This window comes from Halorubrum sp. SS7 (genome assembly GCF_005435055.1).
Classification (GTDB): Archaea; Halobacteriota; Halobacteria; order Halobacteriales; family Haloferacaceae; genus Halorubrum; species Halorubrum salinarum.
The window spans coordinates 248,664-265,699 of sequence record NZ_SGXV01000003.1; the positions used below are offsets into that span (position 1 = coordinate 248,664).

Genomic DNA, 17,036 nt, shown 5'->3' on the forward strand with positions numbered 1-17,036 from the left:
CCCGCGCGCGTGCGCCGGCTTTATAAGCCGACAGCGATTAGCGATAGTAAGTTCCTATGTCAGAGCAGAGTGAATACGGAGCCGGCCAAATCCAGGTCCTCGAGGGCCTACAGGCCGTCCGTAAGCGACCGGCGATGTACATCGGGTCCACGGACGGTCGAGGGCTCCACCACCTCGTCTACGAGGTCGTCGACAACTCCATCGACGAGGCGCTCGCGGGGTACTGCGAGGAGATCGAGGTGCGGATCCACGAGGACGGCTCCGTCTCCGTCAGCGACGACGGGCGCGGGATCCCGGTCGACACACACGAGGAGTACGACCGGCCCGCGCTGGAGGTCATCCTGACCGTCCTCCACGCCGGCGGGAAGTTCGACTCAAAGTCGTACCAGGTCTCGGGCGGGCTCCACGGCGTCGGCGTCAGCGTCGTCAACGCGCTCTCCGAGCGTCTGGAGGTCGAGGTCAAGCGCGACGGCGGCGTCTTCCGCCACCGGTTCGCCGGGGGCGAGCCCGCGGAGGACGGGTTCGAGCGCGTCCGCGACATGGACGGCGACGAGTCGACCGGGACGGAGATCCGGTTCTGGCCCGACGCGGAGATATTCGAGACGACGGAGTTCCAGACGTCGACGCTCGCGAACCGGCTCCGCGAGCTCGCCTTCCTCAACTCCGGCGTCGAGATCCGGCTCGTCGACGACCGCGACGACACCGCGGAGACGTTCAAGTACGACGGCGGGATCCGCGAGTTCGTCGCGTACCTCAACGAGACGCGCTCGCCGATCCACGAGGAGGTCATCTACTTCGAGGACGAGACCGACGGCGTCCACGTCGAGGTCGCGATGCAGGCGACCGAGGAGCTCCAGGGCTCCGTCCACGCGTTCGCGAACAACATCAACACACGCGAGGGCGGCACCCACCTCACCGGGTTCAAGACCGCGCTCACCCGGACGGTCAACGACTACGCCAACGAGCACGGCCTCGTCGACGACCTCGACGCGAACCTCAAAGGGGAGGACGTGCGCGAGGGCCTCACCGCGGTCGTCTCGGTGAAACACCCCGACCCGCAGTTCGAGGGGCAGACGAAGACGAAGCTCGGCAACAGCGAGGTGCGCGGCGTCGTCGAGTCCGCGACCCACGAGAAGCTCGGCACCTTCTTCGAGGAGAACCCGGACACGGCCGAGAAGGTCGTCCACAAGGCCGCCGAGGCCGCGCGCGCTCGGAAGGCCGCGAAGAAGGCCGAGGAGCTCACCCGCCGGAAGTCGGCGCTCGAATCCACCGCCTTACCCGGGAAGCTCGCCGACTGTCAGACCCGCGACCCGGAGGAGGCGGAGCTGTTCGTCGTCGAGGGCGACTCCGCCGGGGGCTCGGCGAAGCAGGGGCGCAACCGCGAGAACCAGGCGATCCTCCCGCTGAAGGGGAAGATACTCAACGTCGAGAAACACCGCCTCGACCGCATTCTGGAGAACGACGAGATCCGCGCGCTGATCACCGCGATCGGCGCCGGCATCGGCGAGGAGTTCGACATCGACGACGTGCGGTACAACAAGATCATCCTGATGACGGACGCCGACGTCGACGGCGCCCACATCCGGACGCTGCTTCTCACGTTGCTGTACCGCCACATGAAGCCCCTCCTGGAGGCCGGCTACGTGTACGCGGCCCAGCCGCCGCTGTACCGCGTCCGCTACCGCGGGAACACGTACGACGCGATGACGGAGGCGGAGCGCGACCGCATCGTCGAGGAGGAGTGCGACGGCAACCCGACGCAGGTCCAGCGGTTCAAGGGGCTCGGCGAGATGAACCCCGACCAGCTGTGGGACACCACGATGGACCCGGAGAACCGCCGGCTCAAGCGGATCACCATCGACGACGCGGCCGCGGCGGACCGGATGTTCAACGTGCTGATGGGTGACGCGGTCGAGCCGCGCAAGCAGTTCATCAAGGAGCACGCGACCGAGGCGGAGTGGGTGGACATATGAGCTCGGAGACGCCAGACGCCGACCCCGGCGACGTACGCGCCGCGCAGGTGACGAACGCGCGCATCGAGGACGAGATGGAGCAGTCGTACATCGACTACGCGATGTCCGTCATCGCGGGACGGGCGCTCCCCGACGTGCGCGACGGGCTCAAGCCCGTCCACCGCCGCATCCTCTTCGCGATGAACGAGGCGGGCGTGACGAGCAACTCCGCGCACCGCAAGTCCTCCTCCGTCGTCGGCGAGACGATGGGCGATTACCACCCGCACGGCGACAGCGCCATCTACGACACGCTCGCGCGGATGGCCCAGGACTTCTCGATGCGCTACCCGCTCGTCGACGGGCAGGGGAACTTCGGCTCGGTCGACGGCGACCCGCCGGCCGCGATGCGGTACACGGAGGCCCGGATGTCCCCCATCGCCGAGGAGCTCATGGCGGACATCGAGCGCGACACCGTCGACTTCCAGGCGAACTACGACGACCGCTTGGAAGAGCCCGAGGTGCTCCCGGCCGCGTTCCCGAACCTGCTCGTCAACGGCTCGTCGGGCATCGCCGTCGGGATGTCGACGAACATCCCGCCGCACAACCTCGGCGAGGTGGTCGACGCCACCGTCGAGCTGATCGAGACCCCCGACGCGAGCGTCGAGGACCTGATGGAGCACGTCAAGGGGCCGGACTTCCCGACCGGCGCGAACATCGTCGGGCGGAACGCGGTCCACAAGGCGTACAAGACCGGTCGCGGCCGGATCCGGGTCCGCGCCGAGTTCGAGGTCCACGAGGAGGAGGGCCGGATCGTCATCAGCGAGCTCCCCTTCCAGCAGAACAAGTCGCGGCTCGTCGAGCGCATCGCGGAGGATGTCAACGAGGGCGCCATCGAGGGCATCCGCGACCTCCGCGACGAGTCCGACCGCGACGGGATCCGGATCGTCGTCGAACTGAAGCGCGACGCGATGGCGGACGTGGTGAAAAACCAGCTGTTGGAGAGCCACCTCGAACGCACGTTCGGCGTCATCAACCTCGCCTTGGTCGACGGCTCGCCGCAGGTGCTCGACCTCAAGCAGACGCTCGAACACTACGTCGACCACCGGCGCGAGGTCGTGCGCCGCCGCTCCGAGCACGAGCTCGCCGAGCGCGAGGACCGCGCGCACATCCTCGAAGGGCGCCTGAAGGCGCTCGACAACGTCGACGACGTCGTCGAGACGATCCAGGACTCCGACGACCGCGACGCCGCGAAGGCCGCGCTGGAGTCGACGTTCGACTTCACCGAGGCGCAGGCGGCCCACATCGTCCGGATGCAGCTCGGCTCGCTCACCTCGATGGAGACGGCCGAGATCGAGGAAGAGTACGAGGAAGTCAAGGCCCGTATCGAGCGGCTGGAGACCATCCTCTCGGACCCCGACGAGCTCGACCAGGTGATCGTCGACGAGCTACAGGCGATCAAGGCCGAGTACGACGACGAGCGCCGCACGAGCTTCATCGAGGACGCGGGCGACGTGACCCACGAGGACCTGATCCCGGAAGAAGAGCAGGTCGTCGTGATGAGCGAGGACGACTACATCAAGCGGATGCCCCTCGACGAGTTCCGCGCGCAGAACCGCGGCGGCAAGGGGATCATCGGCACCGGGCTCAAGGAGGGTGACCGCGTCTCCTCGGTGTTCGCGGCCAACTCCCACGACTACCTCCTCGTCTTCACGAACCACGGCCAGATCTACGAGCTGAAGACCTACGAGATCCCGGAGATGTCCCGCACGGCCCGCGGGAAGTCCGCGGTCAACCTCCTCGATCTGGACGACGGCGAGGAGATCGAGTCGGTGGTCAACACGGAGGACTTGGACGACGACGAGTTCCTCACGATGGTCACCCGCGACGGGTACATCAAGCGGACCGCGGTCGAGGAGTTCGGCAACATCCGTTCGACCGGGATCCGCGCGATCCGGCTGGAAGACGGCGACGAGCTGGTCGACGTCGAGGTGACCGACGGGGAGCGCGACATCGTCATCGGGAGCCGCGACGGGATGGCGATCCGCTTCGACGAGTCGGACGCCCGCGCGATGGGCCGCACGGCCCGCGGCGTGATCGGCATCGACCTCCGCGAGGGCGACGCCGTCGCGGGCGTCGCCGCCATCGACGACGAATACCACAACTGGGTGCTCACCGTCACGGAGAACGGGTACGGGAAGCGCTCCGACCTCGACGAGTACCGCCCGCAGTCCCGGAACGGGAAGGGCCTCGTCGACATCAAGACCGGCGACCGCAACGGCGAGGTTGTCGCCATCGAGGCGGTCACCCACGGCGACCACCTCGTCGCGATGAGCGCCGCCGGGCAGATCATGCGGACCCGCGTCGAGGAGATATCGACGGTGAGCCGCAACACGAAGGGCGTCATCGTGATGAACCTCGACCCCGACGACGAGGTCGCCTCCGTCGACATCGTCCCCGAGTCGGTCCACGCGGCCGCGGACGACGAAGGTGACGACGGGGAGAGCGACGACGAATAGCGGGCCGGACACCGACTTTCTCCTCGCGGACTCACACCGCTGGGGTGTGCGGGGTTGAAGTCCCGCCCCGACCACCGGCTAGCATGGAACGACGGAGCCTCCTCGCCGCGAGTGCCGGCGCGCTGGCCGGCGCGGCGGCCGGGTGTCTCGGCGATCCCGAGCCGAGCCGACTCGACCTCACGGTCCGTAACGACGGCGACGCTCCCGTGGACGTGGACGTGGTCGTTGCTGGCGACGACGGGTCGACCTACGCCGAGCAGTCCGACCGCGTGGAGCCGGGGGTCGCCCGCGCGTTCGAGGTCACCGTGGGCGCGGCGGGCCGACACGAGGCCGCGGTGACCGGTACCGACTGGGAGGGCGGACTCGCGTGGGACGCGGGCACTTGCGCCCTGTACGACGGTCGCGTCGCGGTCGACGCCGAGGCCGTCGAGGTCGCGGGCGAGTGCGCCGAGCCGCGGTAGTCCTTCAGGAAAATTACTTACTGTCGCCGCGAAAATCACCGGTCGAGATGGACGAGTACGAGGGGATAGACGAGGTCGTACACGAACCGAGCGAGGCGTTCGCCGAGTCGACGAACGTCGCCGCGTTCATGCGGGAGTACGGGATCGACGACTACGAGGCGCTCATCGAACGCACCACCTCCGAGGTCCCGGGCGAGTTCGAGTCCGGCGTCGACTGGTTCTGGGACGAGATCGTCGACTACCTCGACATCGACTTCTACGCCGACTACGACGCCGTTCGGGACGACGCGGAGGGCCCGCAGTTCTCCGACTGGTACCCCGGCGGGGAGATCAACGTCGCGCACAACGTCGTCGACCGCCACGCCGCGGTCGACTCCCCGAACCGCAACCGCGTCGCGCTGATCTGGGAGGGCGAGCCGGGCGACGTCCGCGAGGTCACGTTCCACGAGCTCCGCCGGCAGAGCGACCGCGTCGCGAACTACCTGACGGAGGCCGGGATCGAGACGGGCGACACGGTGGGCCTCTACATGCCGATGGTGCCCGAGGTCGTCTCGATCCTCTACGGGTGCCTGAAGGTCGGCGCGGTCGCCGTCCCGATCTTCTCCGGCTTCGGCCGCGAGGCGACCGCGACGCGGATCGACGACGCGGAGCCCGCGGTGCTGTTCACCGGCGACGGGTTCTACCGACGGGGCGACGGGGTCCGGCTGAAGGGGACCGCGGACGACGCGATCGCCGACGCCGGGCAGGTCGAGGAGGTGGTCGTGTACGACAGGCTGGGGGCGACGCCGGCCGGCGACGGTGACGGCGGAACCGACGCCGATCCCGTCCCGTGGGACGACGACCGCGACCGGACGTGGGACGAGGCGGTCGGCTCGCAGCCGGGGACCTACGAGACGAAGCACCTCCCGAGCGACCAGGAGTCCATGCTGCTGTACTCCTCGGGGACGACGGGGACTCCGAAGGGGATCGTCCACACCCACGCGGGCGTCCTCACGCAGTGCGCGAAGGAGATCCACTTCGGCTTCGACCAGAAGCCCGCGGACCGGTTCTTCTGGGTCTCCGACATCGGCTGGATGATGGGCCCGTGGACGCTGATCGGCAACCACGCGTTCGGCGGGACGGTGGTGATGTACGAGGGCGCGCCCGACCACCCCGAGCCGGACCGCTTCTGGGAGATGATCGACCGGCATTCGATCACGCAGTTCGGCATCTCGCCGACCGCGATCCGCGCGCTCCGTAAACACGGCGACGAGTGGGTCGAGGGCCACGACCTCTCCTCGCTCCGGATCTTGGGCTCTACCGGCGAGCCGTGGGACCCCGAGTCGTGGCGGTGGTTCCACGACGCCGTCGGCGGCGGCGAGTGCCCGATAATCAACATCTCCGGCGGCACGGAGATCTGCGGCTGCTTCCTCATGCCGATGCCGAACCAGCCGCTGAAGCCCTGTACGCTCGGCGGCCCCGGCCTCGGAATGGACATCGATATCGTCGACGAGACCGGCGAGTCGGTCAGGGAGTCGGGCGAGCGCGGCTACCTCGTCGCGCGCGACTCCTGCCCATCGATGACGAAGTCGCTGTGGTCGGGCGACGAGCGCTACCTCGAGGAGTACTGGTCGACGTGGCCCGACCTGTGGGACCACGGCGACTTCGCGCAGAAGGACGACGACGGCTTCTGGTTCCTCCACGGCCGCGCCGACGACGCCCTGAACGTCGCGGGCCGGAAGGTCGGTCCGGCCGAGATAGAGGGCGTCCTCATCGACCACGACGCGGTCAACCAGGCGGCTGCGGTCGGCGTGCCCGACGACACCACCGGCACCGCGGTCGTCGCGTACGTCGTGCTCGAACCGGGCGTCGACCCGAGCGACGACCTCCGCGAGGAGCTCCGCGCGCTGGTCGGCGACGAACACGGCAAGCCGTTCCGGCCGCGTGAACTGCTGTTCGTGGACGCCTTCCCGAAGACGCAGTCGGGGAAGATCATCCGCCGCGCGATCGAGTCGGTGTACGTCGGCGAGGACCCGGGAGACCTCTCCTCGATGGAGAACCCCGAGGCGCTCGACTCGCTCCGCGATCCGGCCTGAGCGAGGCCCGCGCCGACCCGGGCGTCGCGCCCGTCAGGCGCTCGCGTCCGCAACCGCCGCGGCCAGTTCGTCGTAGTCCGGCTCCTGTCCGGCGTTGTCCGCGAGCCAGCGGTACGTCACGGTCCCGTCCGCGTCGATCACGAACACGGCGCGCTGCGCGACCGTCTCGACGCCGTAGTGCTCGAAGTCCTCGATCACGTCGTACGCCTCGATCGCGCGGTGGTCGGGGTCGCCGACCAGCGCGAACGGGAGGTCGTACTGGGCCCGGTACGCGCCGAGCGCGTGCGGGAGGTCGGTGCTCACGCCGAACAGCGTACAGTCGTCGCGGTCGAACCCGTCGCGGAGCGCCTCCATCTCGTCGGTACAGGTGTTCGAGAAGGCCGCCGGGAAGAAGGCGAGGACGACCGGCTCGTCGCCGAGGTGGTCGGAGAGTTCGAACGGCGCGATGTCGCCGTCCACGAGCGATCCGGTGAAGTCTGGGGCGTCGTCGCCGACGTCTGGCATACCGGCACCTCGTCGGCCGGGCGTATCACCGTTTCGACGGCGGAACCCGGGCCGGAATCCCGCACTCCCCACCTCCTGCCTGCCTCCAGTCGGCAGCCCGGGCAACGCGTTCCGTGCTCGGGGACGGAATCAAGTGCGCCCCCGACGAAGGGCCGCCGATGTCCCGCCCTCCACGCGGCCCCTCCCGTCGACAAGTGGCGCTGCTGACCGCAACCGCATCGCTGACCGGCTTGTCAGGTTGTCTCACGGACTATTCGGCGGACGACGGTCGCTCGCGGACGGTGCTGCGACTCGACGAGGCCTCGCCGGTCGGCGTCTCGAACGAGTTCAGCACCCCGGTCGACGCCGTCGGGCACGCGGGGCGGGCCGCCGTCAGGACCGCGATCGGCGGCGAGGAAGGCACCGTCGACGGGTACTACGGCCCCGACGTCTCGGCGCCGTACGTCGTCACCGACGACCCCGAGTACTACCGGATCGCGACGGAGACCGTCCGATCCGTCTCGGCGCCGGGCTACGCGTACACGGTGGCGGTCGACGCCCTCGACTCGTTCCTGTTCGGTCCCCCGCAGAGCACGTCGTTCGCGGAGCTGCCGGCCCACGACCGCGACACCGTCCTCGACGCGCTCGGCGACGCGTCGCTCGTCCACGCGCCACACTACCCGCCGTTCGAGGTCACCTTCGCGTACCCGTCCGCCGAGCGGCGGGAGCGCTCCCGCTTCGTCCCCGAGAACGACGGTCAGCGGGTCGCGTGGGACGGCGAACTCCTCCGGTTTTCGTTCGAGGAGGAGCGGTCGGTCGAGGTGCGGACCGTCGCCGTCCGCGCCGACCGCGTCGCCTCGTCGCAGCGCGGCTTCCGCGAGGCCGTCGGCGAGGAGCGCGGCCGTTCGCTCGACAACCCGACCGAGGACCAGCGCGCGGTCCTCGACGCGGCGATCGACTCCGAGTACGCGGAGGCCCCGCCGCTCTCCGATCCGTTCGCGGCCGTCGTCGACGCCGTCTCGACTGGCGACGGCGTCGCCCCGCTCGTCCGCTACGACGGCGACTGGTACTTCGCGCAACTCGCTCGCCCCGACTGACTCGGTCCGTTCGCGTGCGGACGACCACTGCCGGCCGATCGGCGCCCGAGCGGCGACGCCGTCCGTTCGGCCCGTCGCGCCGTGCGAGGCGCCGCGCGACGACCCGACGAGGCAAAAAGACTATAATCGACACAGGGCTACAGCGAGACAGAGATGATAAGTGCGATTCCACTGATCGGCGGCATTCCGGCGGGGCCGGAGCTCCTCATAATCCTGCTCGTGCTGGTCCTGCTGTTCGGGGCGAACAAGATCCCGAAGCTCGCTCGGTCGACCGGCCAGGCGATGGGTGAGTTCAAGAAGGGCCGCGAACAGGTCGAAGAGGAGCTGAAAGACATGCAAGAGGGCAAGAGCGCGGACTCGACGCTCGACGACGAGGACGACGACCTCGACGAGCTGGAGACCGAGACCGAGAAGGAAACGAGCGCGTAAGCCGGCCCCGACGCCGACCGATCCCCGCCGTACCGTTTTCTCCACCCGTTCTGGGCGCGTGGCCTAGCGGACAGGGCGAGAGGTTCCTAACCTCTCGATCGCGGGTTCGAATCCCGTCGCGCCCGTGACTTCGCTTCGCTCACTGCGTTCGCTCGCGTGGATCCCGCCGTGCCCGCTACCTGCGAACGAAGTGAGCAGTAGCGGTCCGGGGACTCGAACCAAGCGAGACCCACTGCGTTAGTCTCGCATGAATCCCGTCGCGACCGCCGGTAACGCATTGAGGGCGACTACTCTTCGACCCGTTCGAGGACGATCCGTTCGTCGAACCGCCCCCGTCGCTCGGCCTTCTCCGCGCGTAGTTCCGCCAGTTCCTCCGCGGAGAGTCCGTTCAGTTCGCGGAGCGCGTGGACCACTTCGAGCACGTCCGCCAGCTCCCGCGGATCGCGGCTCTCTCGGTACTCCGCGGTCTCCTCGACCAGCTTCGCGGCGAGCCGGTCCGCCTACTCGTCCCCGCCGGCGACGTGCGTCTGCGCTCGCCCGCCGTCCGCCTCGATGATCTCCGGGATCTCGTCTCGGACCAGTTTGTCGTATTCCTCGGCCATGTCGGCCGATCGGTGTCCGCTTATTTGACGTTCCGGTCCGGCCCGCCTCTCAGCCCGTGTCCTCGCTCAGTCGCGGGAAGGACCGCGCCGCGAGCGCGACCGCTCCGACCGCGATGGCCAGCGTCGCGGCCGCCAGCAGCGGGCCGGGATCGTACAGGAGCGGCGGGTGATAGCCGAGCCCGTAGTCGAGGACGACGTTCGCGACGCCGAGCGCCAGCGCCGTCGCGAGCGCGCCGCGCGTCGTGCGGCCGAACGCCGGGAACAGCAGCGCGAGCCCCACGAACAGCAGGTGCGTGCCGATCACGCCCCAGTAGTAGATCCAGGCGTCGGGCGCGGCGACGTACTCGCCGAACGCGAGGTTCAGCGAGACCAGCGGCCAGAGGCCGAACGTGACCAGCCAAACGAACGCGAGCGTGTGGAGGTACGCCAGCGGCCGCGACGCCGGTGCGTCCGCGGTGATATCGCCGCCGCGCCGAACGGTCGCGACGAGGCTCGCGAGGACGGCGCCGCCGAGCGCGACAGCGACCGCCGAGTCGGCGTACAGCGGCCAGAGGGGGACCGGCACCTCGCCCGCGGTCGGCGCGTAGTACGCGACCCCCACCGCGAGCATGAACGCGGTGAACGCGCAGACGACGGCGAGGCTCCGCGGACGCCCGAGCAGCTCCGCCGCTATCGCCGCCCGGACGCGCCGCCTGACCGCCGGGCGGCGGAGCCGTCGAAGCCGTCGGAGCCGTTCGGCGCGTGACACGGTACCCGGTCGGTGCGCGGGGGCCTAAAATCCGCCCGTCGCCGACGATTATCAATCACGGTGTTTAGCGAGACACCTTTTTCAACGGACGCACCGTTCTCGCGATTATGGCCAACGAGGACGCCGAGCGGTCCGCCCACCGATCCGCCCCCCAGGGCGATCGATCGGCGTCCGACGCGGCCGAGTCCGACGCAACGGACCCGGACGCGGACCCGACCGAAGCGGACGGGGGCGAGGTCGAGTCGGCGCCGCGGGCGGATCCCGACGACCTACGAGAGGGATCGCTCGACCGCTCGGAGGACGCCGAGCGGGACGAGACGAGCGCGGGCTTCCCGGTCGTCACCGATCGGTACACGTGGCGGTCGCTGCTGACGGACCGGGGACACGAGGCGGCCGCGGAGCGCGTCTACGCCGACGTGCCGGACGCGCCGGCGGTCCCGGCGGACGCCGTCGCGCTCCACCTCCCAAACGGTGCGACCGACGTGCTCCGCGCGGCGGGCGTCGACGAGCCGTTCGAGGCGGACGGCGAGACCGAGGTCCCCGGCCACGGCACCCCGGAGCGGGGCACGCTCGTGGTGGGCCCGGACGCCGTGGTCCTGCGCGGCGCCGCCGTCGTGCCGACCGGCGAGCGGGTGGCGGCGCCGCCGACGCCCGACCCCGTCGAGGCCGGCGAGCGCGAAGACGACACAGCGGACGGCGGCGGAGCCGGCGAAGAGACGGACGAGGCCGATGACGCGGACGAGACGAAGTCCGACGCGGATGAGGCGAACGATGTAGACGAAGCGGACGACGCGGATGAGGCCGATGGCGACGCGGACTCGGCGCCCCCGGAAGACGCGGAAGACGCCCCGGAAGACGACGCTAAGGAGAGCGATGCCCCGACTGCCGACGGCGACGAGGACGCCGGCGGAGATTCCGACTCCGAGGCGGCCGAACCCGCCGACGCCGGCCCGGAGACGGTCTTCGACCGTCCGGTCGGTCGGGAGGGCGTCTCGGGGGTCGTCGTCGCGCCCGGCGACGGCGTCGAGTCGGTGCCCTCTCGCGCGCCGACCCCCGACGAGTGGGACCGGGTCGAGTTCGACCCGGCGACGCTGCTGGGGTTCGACCCGAGCGAGACCGACTACCGGTTCCGCGCGGCCGCCGCGGTCGGCGACATCCTCTGGGACATGTGCGCGGCCCGCTACGACCCGTACTCGGTCCCGGTGTTGAAGGGGTACTACACGTGGGAGAACTACCGCGAGGAGTTCTTCTTGGACGAGGACGGGAACCCGCCGACCGAGGAGAACGAGGAAGGCGAGCCGGTCCCGCTGGAGTTCACCCACGAGGACAAGACGGAGGCGCTCGGGTTCGACCCGGACCGCACCGAGGAGCTGCTCGGCGCCGGCGGGAACGCCGCGGCCGAGCTCGCCGACCTCGTCGACGAGCGGACCGTGGACGTGAACCCGGAGGTCGACGAGGACGCGTTCTTCTCGACCGACGAGGGCCACACCACGCTGACGAACCGGTACGACCTGGAGAAGGCGGTGCCGATGCAGAAGAAGACCCACTTCCGGGAGGAGGAGCGCTACTGGGTGAACAAGCCGTACGCGTTCGTCATCGTCTTCCGGTCGCGGAAGGAGAACGAGGCGAAGTACTACGCCGTCCAGCCGTACCGCACCGAGATCGAGACGGACCTCACGGAGTTCCTCACCGGGAAGCTCCGGACGTCGATCAAGTACGCCGACGAGTCGATCGCGGGCGGCGACGAGGCGTTCCGCGAGGAGGTGATCGTCGAGGAGGCGCGCACGCTCCTCGACCGCTACGGGCTCTACGAGGACGACGAGGACGAGCGGGGCATCGCCGACACGCTCGTCGACCGCTTCGGTATCGACCCGACGCAGGGGATCGCCGGGCGGATCGCGGAGTCGCTCGGGTACGAGCCGCCGACAGAGGAGCCCGACGACCCGCCGGAGATCAGCGCCCGGCCCGAGCCCGCTGTGCTCGCGGAGGACGCCCGCACGCTGTCCGCTCACCAGGTCGAGAAGCTCCTGTACTACCTGAAGCGGGACTTCGTCGGCTACGAGCGGATCGACCCGATCAAGTACGACATCAACGTCGAGGACATCTCGTGTGACGGGTACAACTCCCCCGTCTTCGTCTACCACTCCGAGTACGAGCAGATCATCACCAACGTCTACCACGGCACCGACGAGCTCGACGACTTCGTGGTGAAGCTCGCGCAGCGCTCCGGCAAGGGGATCTCGAAGCGCCGGCCGCAGGTCGACGCCACGCTCCCGGACGGGTCCCGGGCCCAGCTCACCCTCGGCCGCGAGGTGTCCGACCACGGGACCAACTACACGATCCGCCAGTTCAACGACGTCCCCTTCACCCCGATCGACCTCATCAACTGGAAGACGTTCTCGCTCGACGAGATGGCGTTCCTCTGGCTCTCCATCGAGAACCACAAGAGCCTGATCTTCGCCGGCGGCACCGCCTCCGGGAAGACGACGAGCCTGAACGCGGTCTCGCTTTTCATCCCCTCGAACGCGAAGATCGTCTCCATCGAGGACACCCGCGAGGTCGAGCTCCCGCAGCGCAACTGGATCGCCTCCGTCACGCGCCCCTCCTTCTCGGACGACGACAAGGGCGACATCGACGAGTTCGACCTGCTGGAGGCCGCGCTCCGCCAGCGCCCCGACTACATCGTGATGGGCGAGATCCGCGGCGAGGAGGGCCGGACGGCGTTCCAGGTCATGTCGACCGGTCACACCACCTACACCACGTTCCACGCCGACTCCGTCGGCGAGGTGCTCAAGCGGTTCACCACCGACCCGATCAACGTCTCGAAGACGATGTTCACCGCGCTCGACCTGGTCTCGATCCAGACCTCGACCAGGGTACAGGGCAAGAAGGTTCGCCGGAACAAGTCGATCACCGAGATCAATCACTACGACGCCGAGAACGACGAGATCAACGTCCAGGACGTGTTCCAGTGGCAGGCGGAGACGGACGAGTTCCTCCAGATGGGCGACTCGAACACGCTCGAAGACATCATGTTCGACCGCGGCTGGAGCCGGGCGACCCTCGACGAGGAGCTGCGGAAGCGCCGGGTCGTCTTGGCCTACCTCATCGACCGCGGGCTCAACAGCTACGCGCAGGTGGCGGCGACGTTCCAGGCGTTCATCAACGACCCGGAGACGGTGCTCGCGCTGATGGCCAACGAGGAGCTGGAGCGCTCGCTGGAGGACCTCCGCGAGATGGAGTCGGTCCTGATCAACGTCGACCGCGAGAAGGAGGCGCTCGTCCCCCGCCCGACGCCGGACGCGGACGGCGAGGCGGAGGCCGCCGAGATACTCGACGCCGCCGAGGACCTCTTCGAGACGTACCGCGGGCAGGTCCCCGACTCCGTCGCCGACGCGCTCCTGGAGATGAACCACGCGGGCGACGTGGAGGCCGCCCCGGCGAGCGACCACGAGGCCCTCGCGGAGGCGGCCCGCGAGGCGGACGCGGCGTACGACGAGCCGGCCGGCCCCGAACCGGCGCCCGGCGCGACCGACGCGGACGACGGCGGGAACGACGACGGGGTCCCCCCGGAGCCGGAGGGCGCGGGCCCCTCGGGAACGCCGTCGCCGGAGCCCGCGCACGGCGACTTCGAGGGGGTCTCGGAGGCGGCCGGCGACGGCTCGGGCGACCTCGACGGGATCGACTTCGGCGAGCCGTTCGACGAGGGGGTCGACGTGCTCTCCTCGCCCGCGGGCCCCTCCGAGCCCGGTGCCCCGCCCGACGCCGGCGCGGGGCCCCGCGGCGACGACGAGGCCCCCGACGTGAGCGAGGGATTCAGCGCCGCGGAGCCCGTGGAGGGCGAGCCCTCCGCGGAGGCCGACGACGGCGAGGCGCTCGACACGGACGAGATGGACGGGCCGGACGAGCCTGACGAACCGGAAGTGGTTGACGCGCCGGACGAGCCTGACGCGGCAGACACAGCGGCTGAAGCGGAGGATGCCGACGAGACCGAGCAGGGTGACGACCCCGACGAGGCTGACGACGGATCGGCGGACGAGATCGACGAATGGGGGTTCGACGCCGTCGAGCCCGCGGAGGACGGGTGACGCCGTGTTCCTCGTGAGGGCCGTCCCGTGAGTCTCGACGTGGACGCGGGCGACGGCGGCGTCGACGCGAACGTACTCGCGGAGCTGTGTTACCCGGTGTTCGAGCTGCTGTTCGACCCCGACGGCGACTTCGTCGCGGACGTGGAGCGCAAGCTCGCGGAGGCGCGGATGCCCGACCAGGTCGAGATGTACGTCTCGCTGGCGCTGGCGGTCGGCCTGCTGGTCGGCGGGCTGCTCTGGGCGCTCGGCACGCTGATCGGCTACGGCGTGTTCTCGCTGGGGCTGATCGACCCGTCGACGCTGTCGCTCGGCGTGCCGGCGCCGACGACGGCGATCCAGGAGCTGCTCCGCTCGCTCGTCGTGCCGACCGCGGTGCTCCTCAGCGGGCTCGTCTTCGGCTCGCTCGGGTTCGCGATCGGGTTCGGCGGCCTCGTCGCGGTCCCGTACTCGCGCGCCTCCTCGCGGAAGCGGGAGATCAACCTCCTGCTCGCGGACTCGGTGTCGTTCATGTACGCGCTCTCCGTCGGCGGGCTGAACCAGCTGGAGATCCTCCGCGCGATGGCGACGGCGGAGGACACCTACGGCGAGGTGTCCCGCGAGTTCCAGAGCATCGTCAACGAGACGGAGTACTTCGGCACCGACTACCGGAACGCCATCCGCCAGCAGTCCATGGAGACCCCCTCCGACGAGCTCTCGCAGTTCCTCGCCGACATGCTCTCCATCGTCAACTCCGGCGGCGACATGGAGGGCTTCCTGAAGGACAAAAAGGAGAAGCACCTCCGCACGTCGAAACAGGAGCGCGAGATGACCCTGGAGACCCTGGAGCTGTTCGGCGAGATGTACATGACGCTCTCGTTGTTCCCGCTACTGCTCATCATCATCCTCGTCATCATGGGGATGATGGGCGAGGCCGACGACCGCCTGCTGTACGTCACGGTGTACCTGCTCATCCCCCTGGTCGGCGTCGGTTTCCTCGTGCTGGTCTCGACGGTGAAACAGGACGACCCCGGCGACGGCTACCTCCAGCCCGACGGTGGCAGCGAGCGCCTCCGACAGACGAGCCAAGAGGGGCTCTTCCACTTCGGGCTCGTGGAGGCGTTCGTCGGGACGTTCGGCGTCTTCGACCGCATCCGCGACCGCGAGGGGACCCACAAGACGATGGAGATCCTCTCGGCGCCGCACCTCTTCCTCCGCGAGAACCCGCTGTACACCCTCGCGTTGACCGTGCCCGCGGCGCTCGCGCTGGTCGTCGTCGCGGCCGCGGCCGGGTCGGCGCCGACGACGGTCGACGGCTGGATCGCCCGCCCGGTGTGGTCGGCGTTCGTCTGGGTCTACGTGCCCCTCTACGTCGTGCTGGTCCCGCTCGGCGTGTTCTACGAGTGGCACCAGCGCTCGCGGCGGGCGGTGACCGGGAAGCTCTCGGAGACGCTCCGGAAGCTCTCCTCGGCGAACGACACCGGCCAGACGCTGCTCGAATCGGTTCGCACGGTCTCGGAGACCTCGACCGGGAAGCTCGCCGAGGAGTTCGAGGTGATCCACGCGAAGGTGAACTACGGGATGAGCCTGCGGGACGCCCTCGTGGAGTTCAACAACGCCTACGCGGTGCCGCGGCTCGCGCGGACGGTGAAGCTGATCACCGAGGCGCAGGAGGCGTCCTCGCAGATCACGGACGTGCTCACGACGGCCGCGCAGGCCTCGGAGAACCAGGACGACATCGAGCGCGAGCGGAAGTCGCGGACCCGGATGCAGGTGGCGATCATCGTGATGACGTACGTCACGCTGCTCGGCGTGATGGCCATCCTCCAGACGCAGTTCATCGACGTGATGGGCGACCTGGTCGCGCAGAGCGACGGCGCCGGGAGCACCGGCGGAGCCGGGTTCGGCGGCGGCGGCAGCATCGACCCCGACGTGCTCTCGATGCTGTTCTTCCACGCGGTGACGATCCAGGCGGTCCTCTCCGGGTTCATCAGCGGCTACATCCGCGACGCGGAGCTGATATCCGGCGTCAAGTACGCCGTGGTCCTGATGACGCTGGCGCTGGGGGTGTGGATCTATGTCGGCTGACCGCGCGCAGACGGTCCTCGACTTCGTCGTCGGGATGTCGGTGTTCCTCGTCGCGGTCGGGTTCACCTTCGCGTTCGTCCCGTCGCTGCTCGAACCGTACGCCGTCGGCGAGGGGGCGACCGTCATCGTCGCGGAGCGCGGCGCCGCGCGGCTCGCCGAGTCGTCGCTCGCCGGCGCGGGCTCGACGGCGACGCTGTCGCACGCGTGTACCCTCGCGTTCTTCGACGGCACGGACCCGGCGACGGCGGCCGCCGAGTCCGGCTGCGACTGGGCGGCCAACGCCGACGACCTCCACGCGGAGCTCGGCGTCGACGACTTCCGGGGGCTCAACCTCACCGTGACGCGGAACGGGACCGTTCGGACGCTTGACCCGGGCGGGGCCGCCGTGCCGATGCGCGCCGGCCCCGCGCCGCCGCGCGACCGGAGCGTCGCGGCCGCGAGTCGCATCGTCGCCATCGACGTCGACCCCGAGGACGACGTCGGCCGAGAGACGCACCGTCTCACGCTGCGGGTGTGGTGAC

Annotated in this window: 11 protein-coding genes, 1 tRNA gene and 1 pseudogene; 10 read left to right on the forward strand and 3 right to left on the reverse strand. The window is 69.6% G+C overall.

Annotated features, from left to right (window positions below; all coding sequences use genetic code 11):
• Nucleotides 1-56 precede the first annotated feature (56 nt).
• The 4 genes from gyrB to EXE44_RS05660 all read left to right on the forward strand — a co-directional run bounded on the left by gyrB (nucleotide 57) and on the right by EXE44_RS05660 (nucleotide 7,004).
• On the forward strand, nucleotides 57-1,973 hold the full coding sequence (gyrB, locus tag EXE44_RS05645; RefSeq protein ID WP_137716318.1) for a DNA topoisomerase (ATP-hydrolyzing) subunit B: 1,917 nt from the start codon (nucleotides 57-59) through the stop codon (nucleotides 1,971-1,973).
• On the forward strand, nucleotides 1,970-4,468 hold the full coding sequence (gene gyrA, locus EXE44_RS05650; RefSeq protein WP_137716319.1) for a DNA gyrase subunit A: 2,499 nt from the start codon (nucleotides 1,970-1,972) through the stop codon (nucleotides 4,466-4,468). Before gyrB ends, gyrA begins: the two co-directional genes overlap by 4 nt.
• Before the next feature lie 83 nt (nucleotides 4,469-4,551).
• The gene (locus EXE44_RS05655; RefSeq protein ID WP_137716320.1) at nucleotides 4,552-4,929 is read left to right on the forward strand and encodes a hypothetical protein; all 378 of its coding nucleotides are present in this window, start codon (nucleotides 4,552-4,554) and stop codon (nucleotides 4,927-4,929) included.
• A 47-nt stretch (nucleotides 4,930-4,976) separates the two neighbouring features.
• On the forward strand, nucleotides 4,977-7,004 hold the full coding sequence (locus EXE44_RS05660; RefSeq protein WP_137716321.1) for an AMP-binding protein: 2,028 nt from the start codon (nucleotides 4,977-4,979) through the stop codon (nucleotides 7,002-7,004).
• A 33-nt stretch (nucleotides 7,005-7,037) separates the two neighbouring features.
• On the opposite strand, the gene EXE44_RS05665 is transcribed toward EXE44_RS05660, so the two are convergent.
• Nucleotides 7,038-7,508, reverse strand: coding sequence for a redoxin domain-containing protein (locus EXE44_RS05665; RefSeq protein WP_137716322.1), 471 nt, complete (start codon nucleotides 7,506-7,508; stop codon nucleotides 7,038-7,040).
• A gap of 281 nt (nucleotides 7,509-7,789) precedes the next feature.
• Between EXE44_RS05665 and EXE44_RS05670 the strand changes: the two genes are divergently transcribed.
• The 3 genes from EXE44_RS05670 to EXE44_RS05680 all read left to right on the forward strand — a co-directional run bounded on the left by EXE44_RS05670 (nucleotide 7,790) and on the right by EXE44_RS05680 (nucleotide 9,138).
• Complete coding sequence (locus EXE44_RS05670; RefSeq protein WP_241991796.1) at nucleotides 7,790-8,584, forward strand: hypothetical protein; 795 nt, start codon at nucleotides 7,790-7,792, stop codon at nucleotides 8,582-8,584.
• Nucleotides 8,585-8,737: 153 nt separating this feature from the next.
• Entirely contained in the window at nucleotides 8,738-9,013 is a 276-nt protein-coding gene (locus tag EXE44_RS05675) for a twin-arginine translocase TatA/TatE family subunit (RefSeq protein WP_137716324.1), read from the forward strand.
• 52 nt (nucleotides 9,014-9,065) lie between these two features.
• Nucleotides 9,066-9,138 (forward strand) — tRNA-Arg (locus tag EXE44_RS05680).
• A 162-nt stretch (nucleotides 9,139-9,300) separates the two neighbouring features.
• On the opposite strand, the pseudogene EXE44_RS22050 reads toward EXE44_RS05680, so the two are convergent.
• A pseudogene (locus EXE44_RS22050) lies at nucleotides 9,301-9,615 on the reverse strand (hypothetical protein).
• Between the two features lie 49 nt (nucleotides 9,616-9,664).
• Nucleotides 9,665-10,363, reverse strand: coding sequence for a DUF1405 domain-containing protein (locus EXE44_RS05690; protein WP_137716325.1), 699 nt, complete (start codon nucleotides 10,361-10,363; stop codon nucleotides 9,665-9,667).
• Between the two features lie 107 nt (nucleotides 10,364-10,470).
• Between EXE44_RS05690 and EXE44_RS05695 the strand changes: the two genes are divergently transcribed.
• Genes EXE44_RS05695 through EXE44_RS05705 form a run of 3 tightly spaced genes read left to right on the forward strand, consistent with a single transcriptional unit; the run spans nucleotide 10,471 to nucleotide 17,035 of the window.
• The gene (locus EXE44_RS05695) at nucleotides 10,471-14,451 is read left to right on the forward strand and encodes an ATPase, T2SS/T4P/T4SS family (RefSeq protein ID WP_137716326.1); all 3,981 of its coding nucleotides are present in this window, start codon (nucleotides 10,471-10,473) and stop codon (nucleotides 14,449-14,451) included.
• Between the two features lie 27 nt (nucleotides 14,452-14,478).
• Nucleotides 14,479-16,515: a type II secretion system F family protein gene (locus tag EXE44_RS05700; protein WP_137716327.1), complete on the forward strand. Its 2,037-nt coding sequence runs from the start codon at nucleotides 14,479-14,481 to the stop codon at nucleotides 16,513-16,515.
• Nucleotides 16,505-17,035, forward strand: a complete 531-nt coding sequence (locus EXE44_RS05705) for a hypothetical protein (RefSeq protein WP_137716328.1) — start codon at nucleotides 16,505-16,507, stop codon at nucleotides 17,033-17,035. The genes EXE44_RS05700 and EXE44_RS05705 overlap by 11 nt, the downstream gene beginning before the upstream one ends.
• Nucleotide 17,036: the final 1 nt, after the last annotated feature.

Coding starts and splice junctions, on each gene's coding strand:
- gyrB (WP_137716318.1), top strand. CDS start 57: ATGTCAGAGCAGAGTGAATACGGAGCCGGCCAAATCCAGGTCCTCGAG.
- gyrA (WP_137716319.1), top strand. CDS start 1,970: ATGAGCTCGGAGACGCCAGACGCCGACCCCGGCGACGTACGCGCCGCG.
- EXE44_RS05655 (WP_137716320.1), top strand. CDS start 4,552: ATGGAACGACGGAGCCTCCTCGCCGCGAGTGCCGGCGCGCTGGCCGGC.
- EXE44_RS05660 (WP_137716321.1), top strand. CDS start 4,977: ATGGACGAGTACGAGGGGATAGACGAGGTCGTACACGAACCGAGCGAG.
- EXE44_RS05665 (WP_137716322.1), bottom strand. CDS start 7,508: ATGCCAGACGTCGGCGACGACGCCCCAGACTTCACCGGATCGCTCGTG.
- EXE44_RS05675 (WP_137716324.1), top strand. CDS start 8,738: ATGATAAGTGCGATTCCACTGATCGGCGGCATTCCGGCGGGGCCGGAG.
- EXE44_RS05695 (WP_137716326.1), top strand. CDS start 10,471: ATGGCCAACGAGGACGCCGAGCGGTCCGCCCACCGATCCGCCCCCCAG.
- EXE44_RS05705 (WP_137716328.1), top strand. CDS start 16,505: ATGTCGGCTGACCGCGCGCAGACGGTCCTCGACTTCGTCGTCGGGATG.